Genomic DNA, 21,464 nt, shown 5'->3' with positions numbered 1-21,464 from the left:
AGACCTCAGGAAAGATCCCCAATGCCCAGAGAATTCGAGTTCATTACGTCCGTGCCAGTCCCCTCGAGGTCCGGCATCTCCCACCTTTACAAGTCGATGAACCTAGCGGACGCTTTTGCGATTCGGCTCCCTGCGGGCACATCTGGCAATCCAGATTTGCTAGCTCGATTCATCTTTTCCCACCAGCCATCCTGGGTCGGATGGCTCATGAAAGTCCGAGACACTATCGTTGCCTGTTTTGGTCTCAAGACAGCCAAACACCTGGCATCACTTGCCAATCGGATTGGAATCTTCAAGGTCTACAGCACGCACCAGACTGAAATCGTGTTGGGAGAGGATGACAAGCACCTCGACTTCCGGATATCGATTCTATGTTCTGGAGAGGCAGAGCCAGAAGGCAGTCATCAACTCGTTTTTTCAACCGTGGTCCAGTGCCACAACCGTCTAGGCCGGGCCTACATCTTCGTCATTGCCCCATTTCACCGCTTGGTTGTCAAAGCCAGCCTCCTCCGTGCAGCGCGCATCGGTTGGCCTCTGGCTACCTGCCCCTAAGGTTGAGAACGCTGTGTGCTCCCCTGAAGTCCAACCCCTCCACCGAGAGGCTTGTTCCGGCAAGCCCGACCAAGCCTCTCATGTCACGGCACAACAACCCCATGGGCAAACCCGACCATAGCGCTCTATGATTGAACCCCATGACGACCTCTGTTCCGATCCGCCAACCCTGCCCGCCCGGTGCCTGCATCTGCGAGCGTGAGCCGTTGCTGGAAACCCCCGGCGCGGATTTGCGCATCCTGAGCCTGACCCGGTCGGAGGAGAAGCGCCTGATCGAACGCTTGGAAAATCTCCAGAGCCTGAGCGACCTGGAGCGTCTGCAACGCCGGATGTACGAGCAGTTGGGTCTGCGCGTTGAGATCGCCCCGGGCTTCAATGAAGTGCGCACCATGCGCGGCATCAATATCACCCTCGGCGAATTGCCGGGGCTGTGCCGCAAAACCCGTCAGTCGATTCCGGCGGCGATTCGTCGAGGGCTGGAGAAGCGCCCGGAGATTGCCTACGAGCTGCTCAATGCCAACGACTTGTTGCGTGATACCTGATGGTTTGCACTGTTATCCCGATATGTTCATTTCAAATGCCTGAAAGAGGATCAGCGGTCGTACGCGAACCGCGGGCCGCTGCTATGCCTTTTCATGGGAGAAAGGGTTTCAGGCCAGCCAGGATGGAGCTGGAAACACAAGCGTGACCGTGGCCCCGGCGCCAGCCAGGTGCGCGAAGATAAAGGTGCCAATCCGTAGCAGGAGGTGGCAGATGTTATTCATCGTCCGTTGGTCCATCAGTCCGCAACATCGTAATAGCGCAATCGAACGTTTTCTCAAGACCGGTGGCGCGCCACCCGCAGGCGTCAACATGCTGGGGCGCTGGCATGCCGTCGGCGGCTCGAGTGGTTTTGGCATTGCAGAAGCCAGTGATCCGGCGTCGATTCAGAAGTGGGTACTGGAATGGAGCGATCTCATGAGCATGGAAGTCCACGCCGCATTGACCGATGAACAGGCGGCGCCGCTGCTGGCAGCCGCGCTCGGCAAGCAATAGTCGTCGAGGCGGTGAGCGTACATCCCACTCAATGCCAGTCAGCCAAGAGGTGAACACCGCAGCCCTTGTGGGAGCGAGCCTGCTCGCGATAGCGGCGTGTCAGCCAACATTCATGCTGAATGTACCGCTGCTATCGCGAGCAGGCTCGCTCCCACAAGTTGCGCAACTTAACTGACAGGCACTACCCTCGCCGCCTTCCTTCTGATTCCCTACTTTTTCATCCCGACCCGCCGCCGCATTTCGGCAGTAATCGTCTGCCGGGTTTTCTTCAGGTCGGCCCAGGGTTCGTCACCGATCTCGGCCAGGCGCTCATGCACGTTGTGCACATTCCATTGATTGCCGCCCTTGAGCTCTGCCACCTCTTCCCGAAAAATCGGCACCGATACCGGCAGCCCTTCGCGGGTGCGCACGGCGTAGGCGCAAATAGTGGTGGCGCCCAGACCGTTGCGCAGGTAGTCGATGAAGATACGCCCGACGCGGTTTTTCGGTCCGGACACCGCAGAAAAGCGATCCGGCAGTAATTTGGCCATGTGGCTGACGATCGCGTGGCTGAAGTCCTTGACCTCGTCCCAGCCGTGCTTGCGGGTCAGCGGTACGATCAGGTGAATCCCCTTGCCACCGCTGGTTTTGAGAAATGCCTTGAGGCCCAGTTCATCCAGCACCGTGAGGGTTAGCTGAGTCGCTTCGATCATGCTTTTCCAGGGCAACGCCGGATCCGGGTCGAGATCGAGGACGAAGCGATCGGGTTTATCCAGATCGACTGACGTGGCGTTCCAGGTGTGCAGTTCCACAGTGCTCATTTGCACCGCGCCGATCAGGGCTTCGGCGTTGTTGATGATCATCACCGGTTGGCCCGTCAATTCCTTGTCCAGGGTCACAATCCCCGGAATGGCCAGGCGTTCGGCGTTCTTCTGAAAGAACAGTTCGCCGGCGATGCCGTCCGGCGCGCGCACCAGCGCCACCGGCCGATCCTTGAGTTGCGGCAAAATCCATTCGGCAGCACTGGCGTAGTACTCCGCCAGTTGCATCTTGGTGGTGCCGCTGCTGGCGTCGATCACCCGGTCCGGGTGCGTGATGCGCACCTTGCCGCCAGCCAAGCCGATCTGCGACGGCGCGGCAGCCGACTGGGCGGCTTTCGCGTCGGTGGCGTCAGGTTTTTCGGCGACGGATTTCTTCTTCGTGGCGGTTTTTGACGCAGCGGAGGCTGATGTTTTCGAGGCTGAAGTGTTCACGGTTTTCGGCAACTCCTCGGTGATTTCTTTGGCAGGCTTGTCATCTCGCAAACCATGGAACACGGCGTGGCGCACCGAGCCGTCCTTGGTCATTTCGGCAAAGGCCACTTCCGCCAGCAGTGTGGGTTTAAGCCAATGCACGCCCTTGGCTTCAAAACCGCTAGGCGGATTGACCACCGATGGCTTTTTCGTCTGCAGCGGTTTCATTTGTTCGTAAATGCGCTTGAGAGTCGCCTCGTTGAACCCAGTCCCAACCTTGCCGGAATAACGCAACTCACCGCTGTCGCGGTCATGCAATCCCAGTAGCAACGCGCCAAAAGCACTGCGCGCGCCTTTGGGATCGGTGAAGCCCACAACGATGAATTCCTGCCGATGTTTGCACTTGAGTTTGACCCAGTCACTGGTGCGCCGAGACACGTAAGGCGACCCCAGGCGCTTGCCGATCAGCCCTTCCATCTGCATTTCGCAGGCACTGTTGAGCAAGGCCTCCGGGGATTCGCCGAAGGCGTCGGAGAATCGTAGCAGCGGGTTTTCATTGGGCTTGAGCACGGTCGCCAGCGCGGCCCTGCGCTCCTCGACAGGCACTTCGCGCAGGTCCACGCCGTTGAGGTAGGGCAAGTCGAACAGGTAGTAAACGATGCTGCCACTTCGGCCGGCGTCAAACGCGTTTTGCAGCGCCTGAAAATCCGGAACGCCTTGTTCGTTAGTCACCACCATTTCGCCGTCGAGCCAGGCCGATTCCAGGCCCAGCGCTGCCAGTGCCTCGGCTTGCCCGGGCAATTTGTGGGTCCAGTCGTGACCGTTGCGGGTGAAGAGTTTGACGTCGCCATGGTCGATGCGCGCCATGACCCGGTAGCCGTCGAATTTGATCTCATAGCTCCATTCGCCACTCGGGACGGATTCGACCAGCGTTGCCAGTTCGGGTTTGAGCAGCTCCGGCTGCTTGGCTTTGCGCGCGCCCGTCAGTTGTGTCGACTTTTCCTTACGCACCTTGGCCGGGGCTTTTTTGATCGGTTTGGGCTTTTCAGCGCCGTGCTTTTTCTCCACGATGGTGCGGTCGCTGAGCACGCTGTCCGGCTCGGCGGCGACCACGTCGTATTCGCTGTCAGGTCTGGCGGCGCTGTCCTGATGTTTGATCAGAAACCATTGTTCCTGCTTGCCCGGCATGTGCGTGCGCACGAGGTTCCACAGGCCACCGAGCTTCTCCCCCTGCAGTTCGAATTTCAGCCGGCCCTTGGTGTACGCCTTGGCCGGATCCTCCAGGGGAATCCACACCCCACGGTCCCAGACAATCACATCGCCGGCGCCGTAATGCCCTTCCGGAATGGTGCCCTCGAACGTGGCGTAATCCAGCGGATGGTCTTCGACATGGATGGCCAGGCGCTTGACCTTGGGGTCCAGCGACGGCCCCTTGGGCACGGCCCAACTTTTCAGCGCGCCATCGAGTTCCAGGCGAAAGTCATAGTGCAGGTGCGAGGCGTCATGCTTCTGAATGCAGTACTGCAACGCATGGTCTTTCGCCGTTTTTTTGCCCGGGCGTTTGACGGCGGTCGGTTCCGAGGTCGCCGAGAAATCGCGCATCCGGTTGTAATCGTCCAGGTTCTTGTTCATGGCTCACCTACCGCTCGTTGCGGGACCGGGCTGGCGCAAGGTTGTTCGCCGGTTTCTATCAGCAGTTGATCGACAGCTCGCGCCAACGCCTCGGGCATCGAGCCTCCGTCGCGCAATGCCTGTTTCACCGCATACCGTTGCCGATCCGCGCTGGTCCCTTCAATCAGCATGCGCCGGGCCTGTTTGAAGACGTCTTGCACGCCCAGTTGCTGCGCGGTTTCGGCAAACGTCACTTGCGCCAGGGCCAGCCATTGCTCGACCGAGATCGTCGGTTCGTGGTCCTTGCGAATGAAGGTGCCGTGAACGCCGTAACGCTTGGCGCGCCAGCGATTTTCCTTGAGGATCCAGTAAGCCGCCCGGTTGAAGTTCGCCCCGGGCAGCGGCTGCGCGATGGCGTCAGCGACCATCAGGCGAAACAGCGAAGCGATGCACAACGCGTCGTCCAGCCGTGGGCAGGCATCGGTAATGCGCAGCTCCAGCGTGGGAAACCGCGCGGCCGGGCGCACGCTCCACCAACAGTCGCTGGGCTGCCGGATCGAGCCGGTCCGGGTCATCAGCGCGACGTAGTCATCGAACGCATCCTGATCCTCGAAAAACTCCGGAATGCCCATGCGCGGCCACTCGTCGCAGGCGACTTGGCGATAGCTCATGAAACCGCTGTCTTCCCCCTCCCAAAACGGTGACGAGGTGCTGAGCGCCAACAACAGCGGCACCCACGGCAAGACTTCGTTCATGACCCGAATACGATCCAGATGACCGGGCACTTCGACGTGCACGTGCAGCCCAGACAACAGGCTGCGCCGGGCGACTCGCTGGTAGTCGTCGAACAGCTGATGGAAATGCGCCTGATCGGTCGGTTGCTGAATCCGCCAATCCGCCAACGGATGACTGCCGGCGCTGAGCAGGCCCAGGCCGAAGGGCTCCAGAGCACGTCTCAGGGCACTGCGGGTGGTGGCCAGGTAATCGGCGGCCTCCGGCAAGCTGCTGAAAACCGGAGAGGCGACTTCAATCTGTCCCTGGAACATCTCATAGGCGAACGATTGGCCCAGCGCCGCCCTGCACGCCTCGATCGCCTGGGCCTCGGGCTGCCCGGGCATGCGCCGGGTGACGAGGTCGGTGAGCAAGTATTCTTCTTCAATGCCGAAGTTCAGGCGCCTGCTCATCAACGTTTTCCCCAATGCCTGGGCCGAGACGCGTCACGGTCAGCGCGACGACGGCAACCCGTTCCACCCGTTGATAACCTGGTGTCGACAACTCTTCACCGAACACGTCGGGATCGAGTTCGCGATACGTCCAGCCGAACCCCGGGGCCTCCAGACGCGGAGCGAGGGCCTCCAGAAACGGGTCGCGGCCATCGACCATCGCCGCGCCGGTGTACAGCAGCAACGAGCCGCCCGGCGCCAACCGACCGAGTGCCTGCTCGACAATCCGCAGTGACAACTCCGCGCCCAGCGCGCCACCGCCATGCCTATAAGCACGCTCGGCCGGGTCGGCCATGTAGGGGGGATTGGCGACGATCAGGTCAAAGTATCCGTCGACGCCCTGCAGCACATCGCTGGCCTCGACGCTGACATTGGCCACTTCGGCGAGCGCGGCGTTGATGGCCGTCATGCGCAGCGCCTCCGGGTTGATGTCCAGCGCCAACACCTCGGCTTCGCGACGGGCGCGGGCAATTAGAATGGCACCGACACCGGCGCCACAGCCGATGTCCACGGCGCGCCTGATCGGGGCGAAATTCTGCTGCAGATGGGCGTGAATCAGTTGGGCGAATCGATAAGTGTCGGGGCCGAAGAACACCGAATCGGCGGCCTCCGTCGGAAAGGCCGAATGCACGAACAGCAAGTCGTCGAGGCTGGACCAGCGCACCCGGCTTTTCAGCCGCCCGTTGCACTCCTCCAGCACCTGCGCCTGTTGCAACTGGCGTTGTTCATCCGCCGACAACAGCCCTGGCTCAAACGGCCGCGACCAGCCAAAGACATCGCGCAGGGTCTCGGCCCGCCGGGCTTCGGCGCGGGTATTGACGCGCTGATGGGTCAGCGGCGTCGGCGTGATGAATCGGTAACCGTCAGCCTGCAAACGCCGTCCCAGTTGCACCAGCGCCAGGTCGGCGGCAGACAGCTGTTCTTCCTGACTCATAAACCGCTCCCGTTGATAAAAGGCGTTCTAGAGAAGGCTGGATTTGAGTTCGATAAACCGGCGCGTCGCCAACAGACCGGCAGGATGGGCATGCCGATGGGGCGAAAGCCACGGCATCAACACCGACATCTGCTCGTGCCCGCTCAGACCGTTAAGCGCGGTTTGCAGGTGCTGGATATCCGGATCGCTCTCAGGCACCGGCGTCTGCGCCGTAACGCTGCTGCCGCGCCGTACCGCAGCGACCGGATGCTCCGGCTTCCAGTCGCCGGCGATCCAGTCATGCAGCAACTGTTTTTCGTAGGGACTGAATACGCCGAACATCGCCGCGCCGGCACCGTCGATCAATTGCCAGAAACGACTGGCCTTCGGGTCCTGGTGGCGCTTGATCCAGCCCTTGTTTTCCATGGCCGCCAGTAATCCTGGCAACTGCTCGGGTGAAGACAGCCATTGATTGACGGTCTTGCCTTCAAAGCGGCTGTAATCGGAATGCATGTGCTGGCCGAACGGGCGTTTGCGTTCAAGCATGCTCAGGACTTCACTGTCGAGGTCGAACGACTCGATGATTGCCCGGCTGCCCTGCCCTAGGTCGTTGAGCCGATAACCGAGCGCCACACGACGCAAAAATTCATCACGGTCGCCTTCCACCGGGAGCAATTGCAGCACCGACTGCACTGCCTTGTGGGCATGCCCGGTGCTGGCATTGTCGATGGTCACGTGGAGCGTGAAATAAAGCGGATCGATGCCCAGTTCGCTGAGTTCATAAGCGCTGATCAACAAGTGCAGCGGCAGCAGTTCATAGCCGAGGTTGTAGCCGATCACCTCCGGCAAGCAGTCGTCAGCGCAATAGCCGAGCGCCAGTTGAATCGCGCCTTGCAGGTAGCGCTCATCGGCAATCGCCGCAGTGTCTTGCAGGCCATGTTCGGCGAGCAGTTTGCGGTAGATCACCACATGGTTCTGCGCCGGATCGCCCTCGCCCAACTCTTCCAGATAGGTGCACAACAGGCCGTCGAAGCGCGGGTCGCGCCAGTGCCGCAACAGGCCATAAAGCCAGGCGCCATCCACGAGTTTGGTCGGGGCAACCGACTGCAGGAAAAACAGCGCATGCGCCTTATTGCTGAAGAACTGTCGCGCCCCGCCCGCCTTGCGCTGCTGAAGGTAATCGGCGTATTGCCGGGCCACGTCGACGCTGTGCTGTTCGACCCAATTTTGCAGGGCCGAAAGGTCCTGTGGCATCTGTTCAGGCAGGTGCGCCGCTTGCTGCAATTGCTCTTGCAGAAAGCGCCGGGCGAACGCGTGTTTTTGCGCATCATCGTCGCTCAGCAGCAACTGTTCATAGAGCGATTTCACGCCGCCAGCGGCAGTTATCGCGTGTTCGTGGGCAGGCCGGGATTCAAGTCGTGTCAGGGCAGTCATGGAATAATTTTCTCGCTCTGAGGCCAGTGGCAGGACGCTGGATCAGTACGTCTCTATCAGCAGAGCGGCGGTGCCGGAAAAAAATTCCATTGGCGTTGAAATTGGCCGGACAGACGGGCCAGCGCCTAAAGCCGGCCACACCATCCCTGTAGGAGCTGGCGAAGCCTGCGATCTTTTGATCTTTGGCATGTTCAAAACCGCTGAAAATTAAAAGATCGCAGGGGAATGTTCAGGCAGCGCCGCCCTTGGCCTGCTGCTCCAGGTGCAGCTGCAACTCTGGATCGATCTTCAACGCAGCGGCCAACTCATCCAGATAGTTGCGTTCGGCGTCCTGCTGATCGTCCACCAACATCACGCTGGCCAGGTACATCTCGGCGGCCATGCCCGGGTCTTGGGCGGACTGCGCCACATCGGCGGCATCCAGCGGCCGGGCGACTTCGTCATCGAGCCATTGCCGCAGTTGTGGATCGTCGGTGTGGCGGCCGATTTCGGTGCTGATCATCTGTTTCTCGGCATCGTCGATACGGCCATCGGCCTTGGCGGCGGCGATCAAGGCACGAAGGATAGCGTGGCTGTGGTCTTCGATTTCCGGGCCAGACAACAAGTCAACAGTGCGCGGTGCCTGTTGCGGCGCCGAGGCCTGGCTGCGTTGCCAGGCTTGATATGCCTGAAACGCCATCATCCCCAAAGAGGCCAATGCTGCGTAGTTGGTGCCGCCTGAACGTGTCGGGGTCGAACGGCCCAGGGGTGAACCGCCGCCCAGCAAACCACCGAGCAAACCACCCAAGCCTGCGCCGCCCGCACCGGCACCCGCGCCGCGCCCTAACAGACCACCCAGCAACCCGCCAAGATCGCCCAAGCCTCCTTGAGCTGACGCCGCACCACCATTTTGTTGCGACTGCGAGCCCCGGCCGGCTCGTAGTAATTGCTCAAGCAAATCGCTGGTGTTCATGACGACGTCCTCATCAATGGGCAGAAACTCGGTCAGGCAACGATAGTCCTCGCCCGACATTCCGCCAACTCCGTCTGGCTGACGTCATGGGTGCTGCCCCTGCCCTTCACACGCCTGACGGTCAATACGTGCCCCGGAATTTCCGGGGTATTTTTTTGCACGGAGGCTAAGATTCATAGGTGGTGAACCTTATTCCCGAAAATCCGGTCGATACCTGCAACCCGACCCGGTTTGCCGACGCCCTCAACAAGAGGGTGATAACTGGCTTGCTTCACTTTCTGGAGAACACCCCCGTGATATCCACTGTACACATTGCCAGGCTCAAAGCATGGGGCGCCCATGGTTTCACCGCCACTGGCGTGGTCACAGCCTTCCTCGCGACCCTCGCCTTGTTGGAGAATCAGCCGACCAATTGCCTGCTGTGGCTGGGCGTGGCGCTGATCGTCGACGGTCTGGACGGCGCGCTGGCACGCAAGGTCAATGTGCAATCGGTGCTGCCGAGTTTCGACGGTTCGATCCTCGACCTGGTGATCGATTACCTGACCTATGTATTCATTCCAGCACTATTCATCTATCGCTATATCCCGTTGCCGGACTACACCCTGCTGCTGACCGTGTCGCTGATTCTGGTGTCGTCGCTGTTTTGCTTCTGCAACGTCAACATGAAGAGCAAAGACAACTACTTCCAGGGCTTCCCCGCCGCGTGGAACGTGGTTGCGCTGTGCCTGTACATCATCGACCCATCGCCGTGGATCACCTTGCTCACCGTCATCGGCCTGGCGCTGCTGACCGTGACCCGAATGAAATTCCTGCACCCGTTCCGCGTACGGCGGTTCATGCCAATCAACATTGCCGTGACGGCCATCTGGCTGCTGTGCAGCTTGTCGCTGGTGGTCAACCACCCGGTCATCAATCCGCTGGTGATGGGCTTGTGGCTGCTGATGTCGGCGTACTTTCTGGGGATCTGCTTCTGGCGCACGGCGCTGGAGTGGTTCGACAGCTCGCGGCTCAAATAGGCTCTGCGATCATGTCCATCCACATCGTCCAACTCGGCTCACCCCGCGCCGCGCACGAAGGCCTGCGCCTGGGCACGGTACGCCGCCCGCCTCGGGGTGTGCCGAAATCCAAATTTGCCAGCCGGGATTTTTACGATGTGTGGCAACCGCTGCTGTCCCCCAGCCCCGAGTTGGTGGCCGAAGCCAAAGCGGCGGAAGATGCCAAAGCCTGGAGCGCCTTCAAGCGCAAATTCAAGGCCGAGATGAACGAACCCGCGCCCAGCCAGATGCTCGACCTGCTGGCCGCCCTCTCCCATCAAACATCACTGGCCGTGGGGTGTTATTGCGAGGAAGAGGCGCACTGCCACCGTTCCGTATTACGGGAGTTGCTGGAAGCACGGGGCGCGAAGATAGGGTGAACACCCCAATTCTCCTGTAGGAGCGAGGCTTGCCCGCGAAGAGGCCAGCCCATCCAGCATCCATATCGACTGTCCCACCGCCGATTCCGTTACTTGCATTGGAGCATTGCACTGCCTTGTACGGCCCGTTCGAGCGGCCAAGCCCCCCAGAGACTGATCATGGTCAATAATTAAGGGATTGAGATGTATTAAACGACCACCGTCTGCTCGTTTACCCACGGGAGGTTTGTCATGTCTGGTCAAGCTCGTTTCATGCTGGTCGCCTCGCCCCTGATGGAACACAGCCCTGCCTTCGACCGGGCCGCGGCGCTGGCCAAGGCCGAGGATGCGGCCTTGCACATCGTGGCTTTCGATTATCTGGAGGGTCTGGCAACCGCCGGATTGGTCAACGAAAAGGCCCTGGAGCAGATGCGTCTGGGGTACGTCGAGCGCCACCGCCAGTGGCTTGAGGAACAGGCCCGCCCCCTGCGCAAGATCGGTGTGCACGTCACCACGGAGGTGACTTGGGTCGAACACCCGCTGGAAGAAATCCTGACTCACCTCAAAGAGCAGCCGATGGATGTGCTGATCAAGGCGCTGGAACATCAATCGCGGCTGTCGCGACTGGTATTTACCCCTCTCGACGTGCATTTGCTGCGCGAATGCCCGGTACCGCTGCATTTTGTCAGCCATGCCAAGCATGCATTGCCACGCAAGATCGTTGCAGCGGTGGACCCTTTCCATCGTGATGATCACTACAAAAGCTTCAATGACCGAATTCTGCACGAAGCGTCAAAACTGGCGAGCGCCTGCAATGCCGAGCTCGATGTGGTCTACGCCTATGACCTTTCGTCGATCAGCTCGGACGAGTTCAGTTTCGAAAACGGTTCGGCGTTTTTCGCTTCGGACAAGGCCAAGACCCTGTTCGACTTCCAGGAGGATGCCTTCAACGATTTGGCCGCGCGCAACGGCATCGCCCCGGAGCAACGGCACATGCTCATGGGCAGCCCGACCAAGGTGCTGACTCGCTACGCCGATACCTATGACGTCGACGTAATTGTCATGGGCCGGGTCGGCCATCGCGGCATGGGCCGGTTGATCGGCAGCACCGTGGAACATCTGCTGTACAAAATGCCGTGCAGTGTGTGGGTGGTGTACACCGAGCGGCTGGATGAGTGATTGCGCCCGCATGCGGTCCCCTGTAGGAGCTGCCGCAGGCTGCGATCTTTTGATCTTCAAGACCAAAATCAAAAGATCGCAGCCTTCGGCAGCTCCTACATGGACCGCGTCAGAGGCGCCGTGTAATCACCACCTCCAGGTATTCACTGGGCACCACCAGCGACCGCTCCCCCGCCCGGTTCAGGCGATTCAGCAGTTCGGTCAGGTCGTTCTCCAGGGCGGTGCCCCCTTCGGGTGGCAGGGTCGCAAAGGCCTTGTGAACCGGCCCATACCAGGTACGGAAAGTGTCGATCCAGTGCGCGGCCGAGCGATAGCGGAAGTTGAACAACCGCCGCGTCACCTGGAGCTGGAAGTCGCGCTGGTCGAAGTGCGAGTTTAACCAGGCTTCGGTGCCCCAGTTCGAAGGTGGTTGCGCTCCTGGCGGTGGCGGCATGTGGCGGCCCAGGGTCTTGAACACCTGGCCGATGTAGCCTTCAGGCGTCCAGTTGGCAAGGCCGATCCGCCCGCCAGGACGGCACACCCGCGCCAGTTCCGCTGCAGCCTTGGGCTGATCGGGCGTAAACATCACGCCAAAGGTTGAAAGCACGGCATCGAAACTGGCGTCCTCGAACGGCAAGTCCTCGGCATCGGCCACCTGAAAGGTCACGTCCAGGTGTTCCGCCCGTGCGCGGTCTTCACCGCGTTCAAGCAGCTTGGCCACGTAATCGGTGGACGTGACCTTGCAGCCCCGGCGCGCGGCGGCGAGCGTTGCGTTACCGTTGCCGGCGGCGACGTCCAGCACCTGCTCATCACAGAGCAAGTCGCAGGCTTCGGCCAGTTGTTCGCCGACGATCTGTAAGGTGGTGCCGATCACGGTGTAGTCGCCGCTGGCCCACGTGGCCATTTGACGGTTTTTCAGGGCAGTGAGGTCAATGGGTGTGCTCATGAAGTCTGCTCCGTTGCGGGGTGGAACTCGTCCGGCTCACTCCGCCGTGGTGGGATCGATGATGTTCATGACCCGGGAAACGCTGTTGATAGGAAATTCACCCTTTTTGGCGTGCTCCCTGATCAGTCCCTCGTTCGGCGCGATGTACACGCAATAAATCTTGTCACCAGTGATGTAACTTTCCAGCCATTGCACCTCTGGCCCCATCTCGCGCAACACATCGCAGGACTTTTGCGAGATCGCTTTGAGTTCCTGTTGCGGCAGTGCGCCGGCGCCCGGAAGCTCGCGTTCAATAATGAATTTAGGCATGGCAACTTCCTTTTCTTGAGGTTGATGACAGGGTCGGCAATGATCCCGTCGTCCACGAACTATCGCTCCCGGATACGTCGGCGTCCTGTCCGGTCGTCTGGCTGAGTCACGAAATACACCGCTCTCCGATGCATGGTCGTCCATCTGTAACGCCGAATTAACAGGTTGGCCCGCTTTAGGCGGCAGGCGCTTTGGCCTCTTCCAGCAGTTGCCGAATCATCTGTTCCTGAGTCTCGTATCGGCCTTCGCCAAAGTGGGTGTAACGCACTTGCCCCTTAGCGTCGATCAGGTAGTGAGCGGGCCAGTACTGGTTGTTGAAGGCGCGCCAGATCGCATAATTGTTGTCGATCGCTACCGGGTAGGTGATGCCGAGTTTTTTCACCTGATCGCGGACGTTGTCGATGATGCGTTCGTAACCGTACTCAGGGGTGTGCACGCCGATCACCACCAGGCCATCCCTCTCATATTTTTTTGCCCAGTCCTTCACGTAGGGCAAGGTGTGCTGGCAGTTGATGCAGTCGTACGTCCAGAAGTCCACCAGCACCACTTTGCCACGCAGGGAATCGTTGCTCAGCGCTGGCGAGTTGAGCCATTCGACCGCGCCGGAAAGTGACGGCATCGCGCCTTTGGCCACGTCCATGGTTGAGTCGGCCTTGACCTTGCTAACGAAGTAATCGACCACTTTCGGTACGGTTTCCAGCACGCGCTGTTCAACCGTGGTGATGCCTTCGGATGAGGTGCTGGCGAGCAACTTGTTGTCAAGGCCGGTGGAGATGACCGCCGCCGCGACCAACACCGCAGCCCCTGTACCGCGCCGTAGCCAACCGGTGAATGGAATCGACGGTTTCAGGCGATTGACCAGGCCGCGACCGGCGAAGATCAAAGTGCCCAGAGACAACGCGCTGCCCAGGCCGTACGCCACCAGCAGCAGACTGGTCTGAGCGTTGGCGCCTTGCAGCATGGCGCCGGTGAGGATCACCCCGAGGATCGGCCCGGCACACGGCGCCCAGAGCAGACCCGTGGCGACGCCGATCATTACCGAGCCTGACGGGTCAGACATTTTGCGAGTGTCGGGATCGATGCGATTGCCCAGCAGCACGAACGGCCGCGCCAGCCAGCCGCCGATACGGGCGGAGATCAGCGACAAGGCGAACAGCACCATCACGATCAACGCCACATGGCGGCCGGTGTTGCTGGCTTGCACCACCCAATCGCTGCTGACCACGGCCAGGCTGGAGATCAGGGCGAAGGTCAGAGCCATGCCGCCAAGGGTGAGCAGGATCGATGAACGTGTGCGTTTAACACCGGCAAACAAAAACGGCACGACCGGGAGGATACATGGGCTGAGGACGGTCAAAATGCCGCCCAGGAAAGCGATGAGGAACATGGGATCACCTTGAAAAATGCGTGGGACGATTCACGCAGTCTCCTGTGGGAGCGAGCCTGCTCGCGATGAGGCCAGCACATTCAACATTGATGTCGACTGACACTCCGCCATCGCGAGCAGGCTCGCTCCCACAGTGGAACTGTGGGGGTTTACAGACGACTTAGCTGTTCTCGTTGCAGTCATCAGCAAATTTGCGGTAGTCCAGGACCTGGGTTTTGCCTTGGGAATCCAGGTAGGTCATCCGGGCATTCACAATCCCGCAGGCAGGGGTCGCGTCCTGTTTCATCGACAGCACTTTCTGGATATCCAGGTGCGTGCCGTAGGTGTAGGTTTGAGGGGTTACATCGGCTTCGGCCCGGGCCGAAAAGGTACAGATATTCAGGGCGGCAAACAGGCAGGCGGCGTAGACGGCTTTGGTGTTCATGGTGGTTTCCTCAGGGCTTCAACAGGTCAATCGTTGATTGAGCCGAGGCGGTTGGGTTTGCCTCGATGGAACCTATTTGAAACCCGCGAGGTATCTCGTCTGTGTCCAGAACAGGCGCGGGTAAATCACTGTGTATCCGCGCAGGCTTGCGATACACAGCGATACAAGCCCCCTGAAATCGACCGTTTTTTGCGTCCTCGTGTATCTTTCGGCACGCCAGATACACTGCAATACAATCGACGGCAGGCGAGCGGGCCAAGGCTCGATAGACTGCGCGACGACTCCCATTCAAGAGGCTTGGTCACCATGGAACACGTCGATCACATTCTCATCGTGGACGATGACCGCGAGATCCGGGAACTGGTAGGCAACTACCTGAAGAAGAACGGCCTGCGCACCACCGTGGTGGCGGATGGACGGCAGATGCGCTCGTTTCTGGAGTCCACGCCGGTGGATTTGATCGTGCTCGACATCATGATGCCGGGCGACGATGGCCTGGTGCTCTGCCGCGAGTTGCGCGCCGGCAAACACAAGGCCACGCCGGTGCTGATGCTGACCGCTCGCAACGATGAAACCGACCGCATTATCGGCCTGGAAATGGGCGCCGACGATTACCTGGTCAAACCGTTCGCCGCCCGTGAATTGCTCGCCCGCATCAACGCCGTGCTGCGGCGCACGCGGATGTTGCCGCCGAACCTGGTTGTCACCGAAAGCGGTCGCCTGCTGGGGTTCGGTCGCTGGCGCCTGGACACCTCGGCCCGGCATCTGCTGGATGAGGACGGCACCATGGTCGCCCTCAGCGGCGCGGAATATCGCCTGCTGCGGGTGTTCCTCGATCATCCTCAGCGGGTGCTCAATCGCGACCAATTGCTCAATCTGACTCAAGGCCGCGATGCCGATCTGTTCGACCGCTCCATCGATTTGCTGGTGAGCCGCTTGCGTCAGCGCCTGCTCGACGATGCCCGGGAACCGGCCTACATCAAGACCGTGCGCAGTGAAGGCTATGTGTTTTCCCTGCCGGTGGAAGTGCTCGGTGCGCCGTCATGAATCTTGCGCTGCACTGGCCTCGCACGCTCGCCTCGCGGTTGTCGCTGATTTTCCTCATCGGCCTGATCCTCGCCCAGGTGCTGTCCTTTGGCGCTCAATACTACGAGCGTTACGAAAGTGCGAAAAACACCATGCTGGGCAATCTGGAAACCGACGTCTCGACCTCCCTCGCCATCCTCGACCGCTTGCCCGCCGACGAACGCCCGAACTGGCTGCAGCGTCTGGAGCGCACCAACTACAGCTATCTGCTGAATGAAGGCTCGCCGGGCAAGCCAATGGCAGCCCGCGATGTGCCGATTGCGGTGACCTCGATTCAGGACGCGATCGGCCATGAATACCCGCTGACCTTTACCGACATCCCCGGCCCAAAGAAACACTTCCAGGCCCACCTGAAATTGAAGGACGGCAGGCCTGTCACTATCGACGTGCGGCCTTCGATGGTGCCGTTGTCGCCGTGGTTGCCGGCGGTACTGCTGGGGCAACTGGCGCTGATGATTGCCTGCACCTGGCTGGCCGTGAGAATCGCCATCCGCCCACTCACCCGCCTCGCCCAAGCGGTAGAAACCCTCGACCCCAACACCCACGCCATACATCTGGACGAAAAAGGCCCGACCGAAGTCGCCTACGCCGCCAGAGCCTTCAATGCGATGCAGGCGCGCATTGCGGCTTATCTCAAGGAACGCATGCAACTGTTGGCGGCGATTTCCCACGACCTGCAAACCCCGATAACGCGCATGAAACTGCGCGCAGAATTCATGGATGACTCCAGCGAAAAAGACAAACTGTGGAACGACCTCGGCGAGATGGAACACCTGGTGCGCGAAGGTGTGGCCTATGCCCGCAGCATTCATGGTGCCACCGAGGAAAGTCGCCGCACCGATCTGGATTCATTCCTCGACAGCCTGGTGTTCGACTATCAGGACATGGGCAAAGACGTGCAGCTCGACGGCAAAAGCGCAGCCGTGATCAACACCCGGCCGCATGCCTTGCGGCGGGTGCTGGTGAACCTGATAGACAACGCGCTGAAATTCGCCGGCGCGGCAGAGTTGTGGGTGGAAACGAAGGCTGATGGCAGCTTGTCGGTGAAGGTCATGGACCGTGGGCCGGGGATTGCCGAAGAGGAATTGGCCCAGGTGATGGAGCCGTTCTACCGCGTGGAGAATTCGCGCAATCGCAGTACGGGGGGGACTGGGTTGGGATTGGCGATTGCGCAGCAATTGGTGTTGGCGATTGGCGGGTCGCTGACCTTGAGCAATCGCGAGGGCGGTGGGTTGTGTGCGGAGCTCAAGTTGCCGACAACCCAATAAACACCACCAATCCCGGTGGGAGCGAGCCTGCTCGCGATGAGGCCAGCACATCCAACATTGATGTTGCTGACACTCTGCCTTCGCGGGCAAGTCGGATCGCCGCACCGCGTTGGTGAACGTCAATTCGTCCATGCCCTGCTGCGGCGCGGCGTAGTAGGAGACGTTCTCCACCGCCAGGCGCCGACCGAGAATGTCTTGTGCCTGGCGAATTCGGGCGGCAACGTGATGCACCGCTTCTTCGGTAAACGGCAGCGGCAGCAGATCGTAAAGATGCCCGTCATCGCTGCCGTAGCTCAGGTGTTCGCTGTACAGCGGCACCTTGTGGTGATCGAGGAAAACCCGCACTTCCTGCAGGAACCCGACGTCCAGCGGCGCCGGCCCACCCAAAGACAAGGACAAGCCGTGACAGGACAGCGGATAGCGCTCGGCCAGGGCGCGAAACGCCGCGCCGTGAGCGCCGCCGATGCCGATCCAGTTTTCCGGCGCGACTTCCAGGAAGTCGAAAGCGCCCTGCGGGGCTGCTTGAAGGTCCTTCATTAAACCGCGGCGCAAGCCTAGCCCGACGCTCGCCTTCGCTGATGTGAGGGGAGTCTGCATGGTGTCGATCTCATCCTGGGATCCGGTCTCCAGCGCCTGAAAACTCAGTGCTGGCCGGCAGGCCCAGTCAAGCGCCGTGGTGTGTCGGGTCTGTGTCACAAACGGCGCTCTTCTCAGGCCACTGTATCGGACAGGCAGTCAGATACAGTGGGATACACGAACTAGACTTATTGATTACCCCCGTAAGGGAGCCAGGACGCGGTTATCGTCCTGTTCATTCCCACGATCACCGCCCAAAGGTGCATGCCTCGACAAACAATGCCTCTGGACCCTGATCCTGCTGAAGGAGCACACATGATGGACGAGGCCAGACTCAATGATTTCATGGGCAAACTGGTAAACGACATGGGCGGCGCGGCGATGCTCGCCAACGTCATCCTCGGCGAAGAGCTCGGTCTGTACCGGGCGATGGCCGACAGTCAGCCAGTCACCCCCGAAGCCCTCGCCGAAAAGACCGGCTGCAACACCCGCCTGCTGCGTGAATGGCTCAGCGCCCACGCCGCCTCCGGTTACATGGAACACCACGACGGTCAGTTCCGCCTGCCCGAAGAGCAAGCCCTGGCGCTGGCGATCGAAGATTCACCGGTCTATGTAGCCGGCGGTGTCGGAGTGGTTGCATCGTTTTTCCATGACAAGGACAAACTGGTCAATGCCATGCGCGGCAACGGCGCCCTGCCGTGGGGCGATCACCATCCGTGCATGTTCAGCGGCACCGAACGGTTTTTCCGCCCAGGGTACAAGGCGCACCTGGTCAACGAATGGCTGCCAGCCCTCGACGGGGTGGTCGCCAAACTGGAAACCGGCGCCAAGGTGGCGGACATCGGCTGCGGCCACGGCGCCTCGACCGTGATCATGGCCCAGGCGTTTCCGAATTCACGGTTCGTCGGTTTCGATTACCACGCGCCTTCGGTCACCGTCGCCACCCAGCGCGCCGAAGAAGGTGGGGTGTCCGGCCGGGCGCGGTTCTTCCAGGGCACCGCCAAGAGCTATCCGGGCGACGACTATGACCTGGTCTGCTACTTCGACTGCCTGCACGATATGGGTGACCCGGTCGGCGCCGCAAAGCATGCCTATGAATCGCTCAAACCCGACGGTTCGGTGCTGCTGGTAGAGCCCTTCGCCAACGACACGCTCGACGCCAACACCACTCCGGTGGGACGCCTGTTCTACGCCGCCTCGACCTTTATCTGCACACCCAACTCATTGTCCCAGGAAGTCGGCCTCGGGCTTGGTGCCCAAGCGGGCGAGGCACGGTTGCGCAAGGTCTTCACCGAGGCGGGGTTCACGCAGTTCCGGCGAGCCACGGAAACGCCGTTCAACCTGATACTGGAGGCGCGGAAATAAGGGCAGGCTCATCATCCGGGCAGGCCACCTGCCCGGGTGGTCCGTCAGCAACTGGCGAAACCCAATTCCTGTGGGAGCGAGCCTGCTCGCGATGGCGGTGTGTCAGGCAGTATCCAGGTTGAATGTGCCGCCCCCTTCGCGAGCAGGCTCGCTCCCACAGGGGACGGTGATCATCATGCGGAAAGCCGCTCGCCAAGGTTTTCGGCCTTGAGAATATCGAACAACGCCTGCGCCGCCGCCGACAGTTCATGCCCCGTCGTCAGCACCCCGATTGCCCGTTCCACCACCGGATCACGCAGGGTAATGCAACGCGCGCCCAGCTCGCGCATCTGCCCGGCGCACAATGCCGGCACCGCGCTCACGCCCAATCCGCTGGCCACCATCCGCCCGACTGTCGCCAATTGATGGCTTTCAAACTCCACCGGCAGCTTCATACCGCGGGTCTGTAAATGTTCTTCGAGCATCACCCGCACCGTCGAGGGTCGCTGCAAGGTAATGAACGGTTCCTTGAGCAAGGTCTGCCAATCAATGTCGTCCAGCTCCGCCAGCGGTGAATCGAGCGGCACCACCGCCACAAACCGGTCGATATACAACGGGGTAAATTCCAGCGACGAGCTCTGGGTCGGTTCGAACGCCACGCCCAATTCCACCTGACGGTCGCGAACCATTTCCAGCACCTGCTCGTTGATCACGTCATTCACCGTGACGTTGACCTTGGGATAACGCGCGCGAAAGGTCTTGAGGATCGGCGGCAGCAGGTTGCCGGCAAACGACGGCATCGCCGCCAGGGTCACGCGGCCGCGCTGGAGGGTGAAGCGTTGCCGCAGTTCATCCTCGGCATTGTCCCAGTCCGCGATCAATCGACGAGCCAGTGGCAGCAGCGATTCGCCTTCGGCGGTCAGTGCAACGTTGCGGGTATTGCGCGTGAACAGGCGCCCGCCCAACCCCTCCTCCAGCGCCTTGATGGTCAGGCTCAACGCCGACTGGGACAGGTGCAGCCGCTCGCACGCCACGGCAAAACTCAAACTCTGGGCCACGGCCAGGAATGCGCGGATCTGTTTCACGGTCATGGCCACTGTCTCCAACGTGGAATGGATTTAATTAGTGAGTTTTATCTATCAATCAACCTTAAAAATCAACTTAACAAATAAATCCTCCAGCGAGACACTCCCTCCCCATCCGGCTAGCCAGCCGCCCACAAAGAATAAAAGAGGTGCATATGGCAGGGTTCGACAAGCGCGTGTATTCCTACGAGGAAGCGATGGCAGGTCTTGAAGACGGCATGACCGTCATCTCCGGCGGCTTCGGCCTGTGCGGGATTCCGGAAAACCTCATCGCCGAGATCCAGCACCGCGGCACGCGTGATCTCACCGTGGTCTCCAACAACTGCGGCGTCGACGGTTTCGGCCTCGGCGTGCTGCTGGTAGACCGGCAGATCCGCAAGGTGGTGGCCTCCTACGTCGGCGAAAACGCGCTGTTCGAGAAGCAACTGCTGAGCGGCGAAATCGAAGTCGTCCTGACCCCTCAAGGCACCCTCGCCGAAAAAATGCGTGCTGGCGGTGCCGGCATCCCGGCGTTTTTCACCGCCACTGGCGTCGGCACTCCAGTGGCCGACGGCAAGGAAGTCCGCGAATTCAAGGGCCGCCAGTACCTGATGGAAGAATCCATCACCGGTGACTTTGCCATCGTCAAAGGCTGGAAAGCCGACCATTTCGGTAACGTCGTCTATCGCCACACCGCCCAGAACTTCAACCCGCTGGCCGCCACCGCCGGCAAGATCACCGTGGTCGAAGTAGAAGAAATCGTCGAGCCCGGCGAGCTGGACCCGTCGCAGATCCACACCCCTGGCATCTACGTCGACCGGGTCATTTGCGGCACGTTCGAAAAGCGCATCGAACAGCGCACCGTGCGTAAGTGATCCCCTGCCCCCGGACCGAATGAAGGAATAACAACAATGGCACTTTCCCGCGAACAAATGGCTCAACGCGTCGCCCGCGAAATGCAGGACGGCTACTACGTGAACCTCGGCATCGGCATCCCGACCCTGGTCGCCAACTACATCCCAGAAGGCATGGAAGTCATGCTGCAATCGGAAAACGGCCTACTCGGCATGGGCGCTTTTCCGACCGACGCCGAAGTCGACGCCGACATGATCAACGCCGGCAAGCAAACCGTGACCGCGCGTATCGGCGCCTCGATTTTCTCGTCCGCCGAATCGTTCGCGATGATCCGCGGCGGCCATATCGACCTGACTGTGTTGGGCGCGTTTGAAGTGGACGTCGAAGGCAACATCGCCTCCTGGATGATCCCCGGCAAACTGGTCAAGGGCATGGGCGGCGCGATGGACCTGGTGGCCGGTGCGGACAACATCATCGTCACCATGACCCACGCCTCCAAGGACGGCGAGTCGAAACTGCTGTCGCGCTGCAGCCTGCCGCTGACCGGCGCCGGTTGCATCAAGCGCGTGCTCACCGACCTGGCCTACATGGAGATCCAAAACGGCGCGTTTGTTCTCAAGGAGCGCGCGCCGGGCGTCAGCGTCGAAGAAATCGTCGCCAAGACCGCTGGTAAACTGATCGTGCCTGACCACGTCCCGGAAATGCAGTTCGCTGCCCAGTGAG

General features: G+C 60.6%; 21 protein-coding genes and 1 pseudogene. 11 read left to right on the top strand and 11 right to left on the bottom strand.

Features of this window, described 5'->3' with window-relative positions; all coding sequences use genetic code 11:
• The first annotated feature begins 21 nt into the window (after positions 1 to 21).
• From ACYZT2_RS12435 to ACYZT2_RS12425, 3 genes are all read left to right on the top strand, one after another.
• Positions 22 to 552, top strand: coding sequence for a DUF2867 domain-containing protein (locus ACYZT2_RS12435; RefSeq protein ID WP_461972470.1), 531 nt, complete (start codon positions 22 to 24; stop codon positions 550 to 552).
• A 140-nt stretch (positions 553 to 692) separates the two neighbouring features.
• Positions 693 to 1,094, top strand: a complete 402-nt coding sequence (locus ACYZT2_RS12430) for a hypothetical protein (RefSeq protein WP_461972468.1) — start codon at positions 693 to 695, stop codon at positions 1,092 to 1,094.
• Between the two features lie 211 nt (positions 1,095 to 1,305).
• Complete coding sequence (locus ACYZT2_RS12425) at positions 1,306 to 1,587, top strand: DUF3303 domain-containing protein (RefSeq protein WP_461972466.1); 282 nt, start codon at positions 1,306 to 1,308, stop codon at positions 1,585 to 1,587.
• A 209-nt stretch (positions 1,588 to 1,796) separates the two neighbouring features.
• Here ACYZT2_RS12425 and ligD read toward each other — a convergent pair whose 3' ends face one another.
• The 5 genes from ligD to ACYZT2_RS12400 form a co-directional block, all read right to left on the bottom strand.
• Entirely contained in the window at positions 1,797 to 4,430 is a 2,634-nt protein-coding gene (gene ligD, locus ACYZT2_RS12420; RefSeq protein ID WP_461972464.1) for a DNA ligase D, read from the bottom strand.
• Positions 4,427 to 5,593, bottom strand: a complete 1,167-nt coding sequence (locus ACYZT2_RS12415; RefSeq protein ID WP_461972462.1) for a carboxylate-amine ligase — start codon at positions 5,591 to 5,593, stop codon at positions 4,427 to 4,429. The genes ligD and ACYZT2_RS12415 overlap by 4 nt, the downstream gene beginning before the upstream one ends.
• On the bottom strand, positions 5,565 to 6,566 hold the full coding sequence (locus tag ACYZT2_RS12410) for a methyltransferase (RefSeq protein WP_461972460.1): 1,002 nt from the start codon (positions 6,564 to 6,566) through the stop codon (positions 5,565 to 5,567). Before ACYZT2_RS12410 ends, ACYZT2_RS12415 begins: the two co-directional genes overlap by 29 nt.
• A gap of 27 nt (positions 6,567 to 6,593) precedes the next feature.
• Positions 6,594 to 7,979: an iron-containing redox enzyme family protein gene (locus ACYZT2_RS12405; RefSeq protein ID WP_461972458.1), complete on the bottom strand. Its 1,386-nt coding sequence runs from the start codon at positions 7,977 to 7,979 to the stop codon at positions 6,594 to 6,596.
• Between the two features lie 229 nt (positions 7,980 to 8,208).
• Positions 8,209 to 8,991: a tellurite resistance TerB family protein gene (locus ACYZT2_RS12400; RefSeq protein WP_461972456.1), complete on the bottom strand. Its 783-nt coding sequence runs from the start codon at positions 8,989 to 8,991 to the stop codon at positions 8,209 to 8,211.
• Positions 8,992 to 9,224: 233 nt separating this feature from the next.
• Here ACYZT2_RS12400 and pcsA point away from each other — a divergent pair, with 233 nt between their 5' ends.
• The 3 genes from pcsA (at position 9,225) to ACYZT2_RS12385 (ending at position 11,503) form a co-directional block, all read left to right on the top strand.
• A complete protein-coding gene (pcsA, locus tag ACYZT2_RS12395; protein WP_032830527.1) occupies positions 9,225 to 9,947 on the top strand; it encodes a phosphatidylcholine synthase in 723 nt (240 codons plus the stop codon).
• An 11-nt stretch (positions 9,948 to 9,958) separates the two neighbouring features.
• Positions 9,959 to 10,345 (top strand): DUF488 domain-containing protein, encoded by a 387-nt coding sequence (locus tag ACYZT2_RS12390; RefSeq protein ID WP_461972454.1) that lies wholly within the window; start codon positions 9,959 to 9,961, stop codon positions 10,343 to 10,345.
• A 231-nt stretch (positions 10,346 to 10,576) separates the two neighbouring features.
• On the top strand, positions 10,577 to 11,503 hold the full coding sequence (locus ACYZT2_RS12385) for a universal stress protein (protein ID WP_461972452.1): 927 nt from the start codon (positions 10,577 to 10,579) through the stop codon (positions 11,501 to 11,503).
• 109 nt (positions 11,504 to 11,612) lie between these two features.
• Here ACYZT2_RS12385 and ACYZT2_RS12380 read toward each other — a convergent pair whose 3' ends face one another.
• From ACYZT2_RS12380 to ACYZT2_RS12365, 4 genes are all read right to left on the bottom strand, one after another.
• A complete protein-coding gene (locus ACYZT2_RS12380; protein ID WP_461972450.1) occupies positions 11,613 to 12,428 on the bottom strand; it encodes a class I SAM-dependent methyltransferase in 816 nt (271 codons plus the stop codon).
• Between the two features lie 36 nt (positions 12,429 to 12,464).
• Positions 12,465 to 12,737, bottom strand: a complete 273-nt coding sequence (locus ACYZT2_RS12375; RefSeq protein ID WP_030128999.1) for a DUF4242 domain-containing protein — start codon at positions 12,735 to 12,737, stop codon at positions 12,465 to 12,467.
• A gap of 175 nt (positions 12,738 to 12,912) precedes the next feature.
• Positions 12,913 to 14,124 (bottom strand): cytochrome c biogenesis protein DipZ, encoded by a 1,212-nt coding sequence (locus ACYZT2_RS12370; protein ID WP_461972448.1) that lies wholly within the window; start codon positions 14,122 to 14,124, stop codon positions 12,913 to 12,915.
• Positions 14,125 to 14,284: 160 nt separating this feature from the next.
• Complete coding sequence (locus ACYZT2_RS12365) at positions 14,285 to 14,548, bottom strand: DUF2790 domain-containing protein (protein ID WP_461972446.1); 264 nt, start codon at positions 14,546 to 14,548, stop codon at positions 14,285 to 14,287.
• A gap of 306 nt (positions 14,549 to 14,854) precedes the next feature.
• Between ACYZT2_RS12365 and ACYZT2_RS12360 the strand changes: the two genes are divergently transcribed.
• Complete coding sequence (locus ACYZT2_RS12360; protein ID WP_461972444.1) at positions 14,855 to 15,595, top strand: response regulator; 741 nt, start codon at positions 14,855 to 14,857, stop codon at positions 15,593 to 15,595.
• The gene (locus ACYZT2_RS12355) at positions 15,592 to 16,902 is read left to right on the top strand and encodes an ATP-binding protein (protein ID WP_461972442.1); all 1,311 of its coding nucleotides are present in this window, start codon (positions 15,592 to 15,594) and stop codon (positions 16,900 to 16,902) included. The genes ACYZT2_RS12360 and ACYZT2_RS12355 overlap by 4 nt, the downstream gene beginning before the upstream one ends.
• A gap of 96 nt (positions 16,903 to 16,998) precedes the next feature.
• Here ACYZT2_RS12355 and ACYZT2_RS12350 read toward each other — a convergent pair.
• Positions 16,999 to 17,499, bottom strand: a pseudogene (locus ACYZT2_RS12350) (multinuclear nonheme iron-dependent oxidase); the annotation flags it as partial.
• Between the two features lie 297 nt (positions 17,500 to 17,796).
• Here ACYZT2_RS12350 and ACYZT2_RS12345 point away from each other — a divergent pair.
• Positions 17,797 to 18,843, top strand: a complete 1,047-nt coding sequence (locus ACYZT2_RS12345) for a class I SAM-dependent methyltransferase (RefSeq protein ID WP_461973084.1) — start codon at positions 17,797 to 17,799, stop codon at positions 18,841 to 18,843.
• Between the two features lie 173 nt (positions 18,844 to 19,016).
• Here the strand turns inward: ACYZT2_RS12345 and ACYZT2_RS12340 are convergent, their stop codons facing one another.
• Positions 19,017 to 19,913 carry a LysR substrate-binding domain-containing protein gene (locus ACYZT2_RS12340; RefSeq protein WP_461972440.1) on the bottom strand — a complete coding sequence of 299 codons (897 nt, stop codon included), beginning with the start codon at positions 19,911 to 19,913 and terminating at the stop codon, positions 19,017 to 19,019.
• A 149-nt stretch (positions 19,914 to 20,062) separates the two neighbouring features.
• Between ACYZT2_RS12340 and ACYZT2_RS12335 the strand changes: the two genes are divergently transcribed.
• On the top strand, positions 20,063 to 20,761 hold the full coding sequence (locus ACYZT2_RS12335; RefSeq protein WP_007896014.1) for a CoA transferase subunit A: 699 nt from the start codon (positions 20,063 to 20,065) through the stop codon (positions 20,759 to 20,761).
• Between the two features lie 36 nt (positions 20,762 to 20,797).
• On the top strand, positions 20,798 to 21,463 hold the full coding sequence (locus ACYZT2_RS12330) for a CoA transferase subunit B (RefSeq protein ID WP_461972437.1): 666 nt from the start codon (positions 20,798 to 20,800) through the stop codon (positions 21,461 to 21,463).
• Position 21,464 lies beyond the last annotated feature (1 nt).

Source organism: Pseudomonas sp. MDT1-85, assembly GCF_054898065.1.
The sequence above is the reverse complement of the archived record's forward strand: the minus strand, read 5'-3'. Positions and strand labels throughout refer to the sequence as shown.

Coding starts and splice junctions, on each gene's coding strand:
- ACYZT2_RS12435 (WP_461972470.1), top strand. CDS start 22: ATGCCCAGAGAATTCGAGTTCATTACGTCCGTGCCAGTCCCCTCGAGG.
- ACYZT2_RS12430 (WP_461972468.1), top strand. CDS start 693: ATGACGACCTCTGTTCCGATCCGCCAACCCTGCCCGCCCGGTGCCTGC.
- ACYZT2_RS12425 (WP_461972466.1), top strand. CDS start 1,306: ATGTTATTCATCGTCCGTTGGTCCATCAGTCCGCAACATCGTAATAGC.
- ligD (WP_461972464.1), bottom strand. CDS start 4,430: ATGAACAAGAACCTGGACGATTACAACCGGATGCGCGATTTCTCGGCG.
- ACYZT2_RS12415 (WP_461972462.1), bottom strand. CDS start 5,593: ATGAGCAGGCGCCTGAACTTCGGCATTGAAGAAGAATACTTGCTCACC.
- ACYZT2_RS12410 (WP_461972460.1), bottom strand. CDS start 6,566: ATGAGTCAGGAAGAACAGCTGTCTGCCGCCGACCTGGCGCTGGTGCAA.
- ACYZT2_RS12405 (WP_461972458.1), bottom strand. CDS start 7,979: ATGACTGCCCTGACACGACTTGAATCCCGGCCTGCCCACGAACACGCG.
- ACYZT2_RS12400 (WP_461972456.1), bottom strand. CDS start 8,991: ATGTCGGGCGAGGACTATCGTTGCCTGACCGAGTTTCTGCCCATTGAT.
- ACYZT2_RS12390 (WP_461972454.1), top strand. CDS start 9,959: ATGTCCATCCACATCGTCCAACTCGGCTCACCCCGCGCCGCGCACGAA.
- ACYZT2_RS12385 (WP_461972452.1), top strand. CDS start 10,577: ATGTCTGGTCAAGCTCGTTTCATGCTGGTCGCCTCGCCCCTGATGGAA.
- ACYZT2_RS12380 (WP_461972450.1), bottom strand. CDS start 12,428: ATGAGCACACCCATTGACCTCACTGCCCTGAAAAACCGTCAAATGGCC.
- ACYZT2_RS12375 (WP_030128999.1), bottom strand. CDS start 12,737: ATGCCTAAATTCATTATTGAACGCGAGCTTCCGGGCGCCGGCGCACTG.
- ACYZT2_RS12370 (WP_461972448.1), bottom strand. CDS start 14,124: ATGTTCCTCATCGCTTTCCTGGGCGGCATTTTGACCGTCCTCAGCCCA.
- ACYZT2_RS12365 (WP_461972446.1), bottom strand. CDS start 14,548: ATGAACACCAAAGCCGTCTACGCCGCCTGCCTGTTTGCCGCCCTGAAT.
- ACYZT2_RS12360 (WP_461972444.1), top strand. CDS start 14,855: ATGGAACACGTCGATCACATTCTCATCGTGGACGATGACCGCGAGATC.
- ACYZT2_RS12355 (WP_461972442.1), top strand. CDS start 15,592: ATGAATCTTGCGCTGCACTGGCCTCGCACGCTCGCCTCGCGGTTGTCG.
- ACYZT2_RS12345 (WP_461973084.1), top strand. CDS start 17,797: ATGGACGAGGCCAGACTCAATGATTTCATGGGCAAACTGGTAAACGAC.
- ACYZT2_RS12340 (WP_461972440.1), bottom strand. CDS start 19,913: ATGACCGTGAAACAGATCCGCGCATTCCTGGCCGTGGCCCAGAGTTTG.
- ACYZT2_RS12335 (WP_007896014.1), top strand. CDS start 20,063: ATGGCAGGGTTCGACAAGCGCGTGTATTCCTACGAGGAAGCGATGGCA.
- ACYZT2_RS12330 (WP_461972437.1), top strand. CDS start 20,798: ATGGCACTTTCCCGCGAACAAATGGCTCAACGCGTCGCCCGCGAAATG.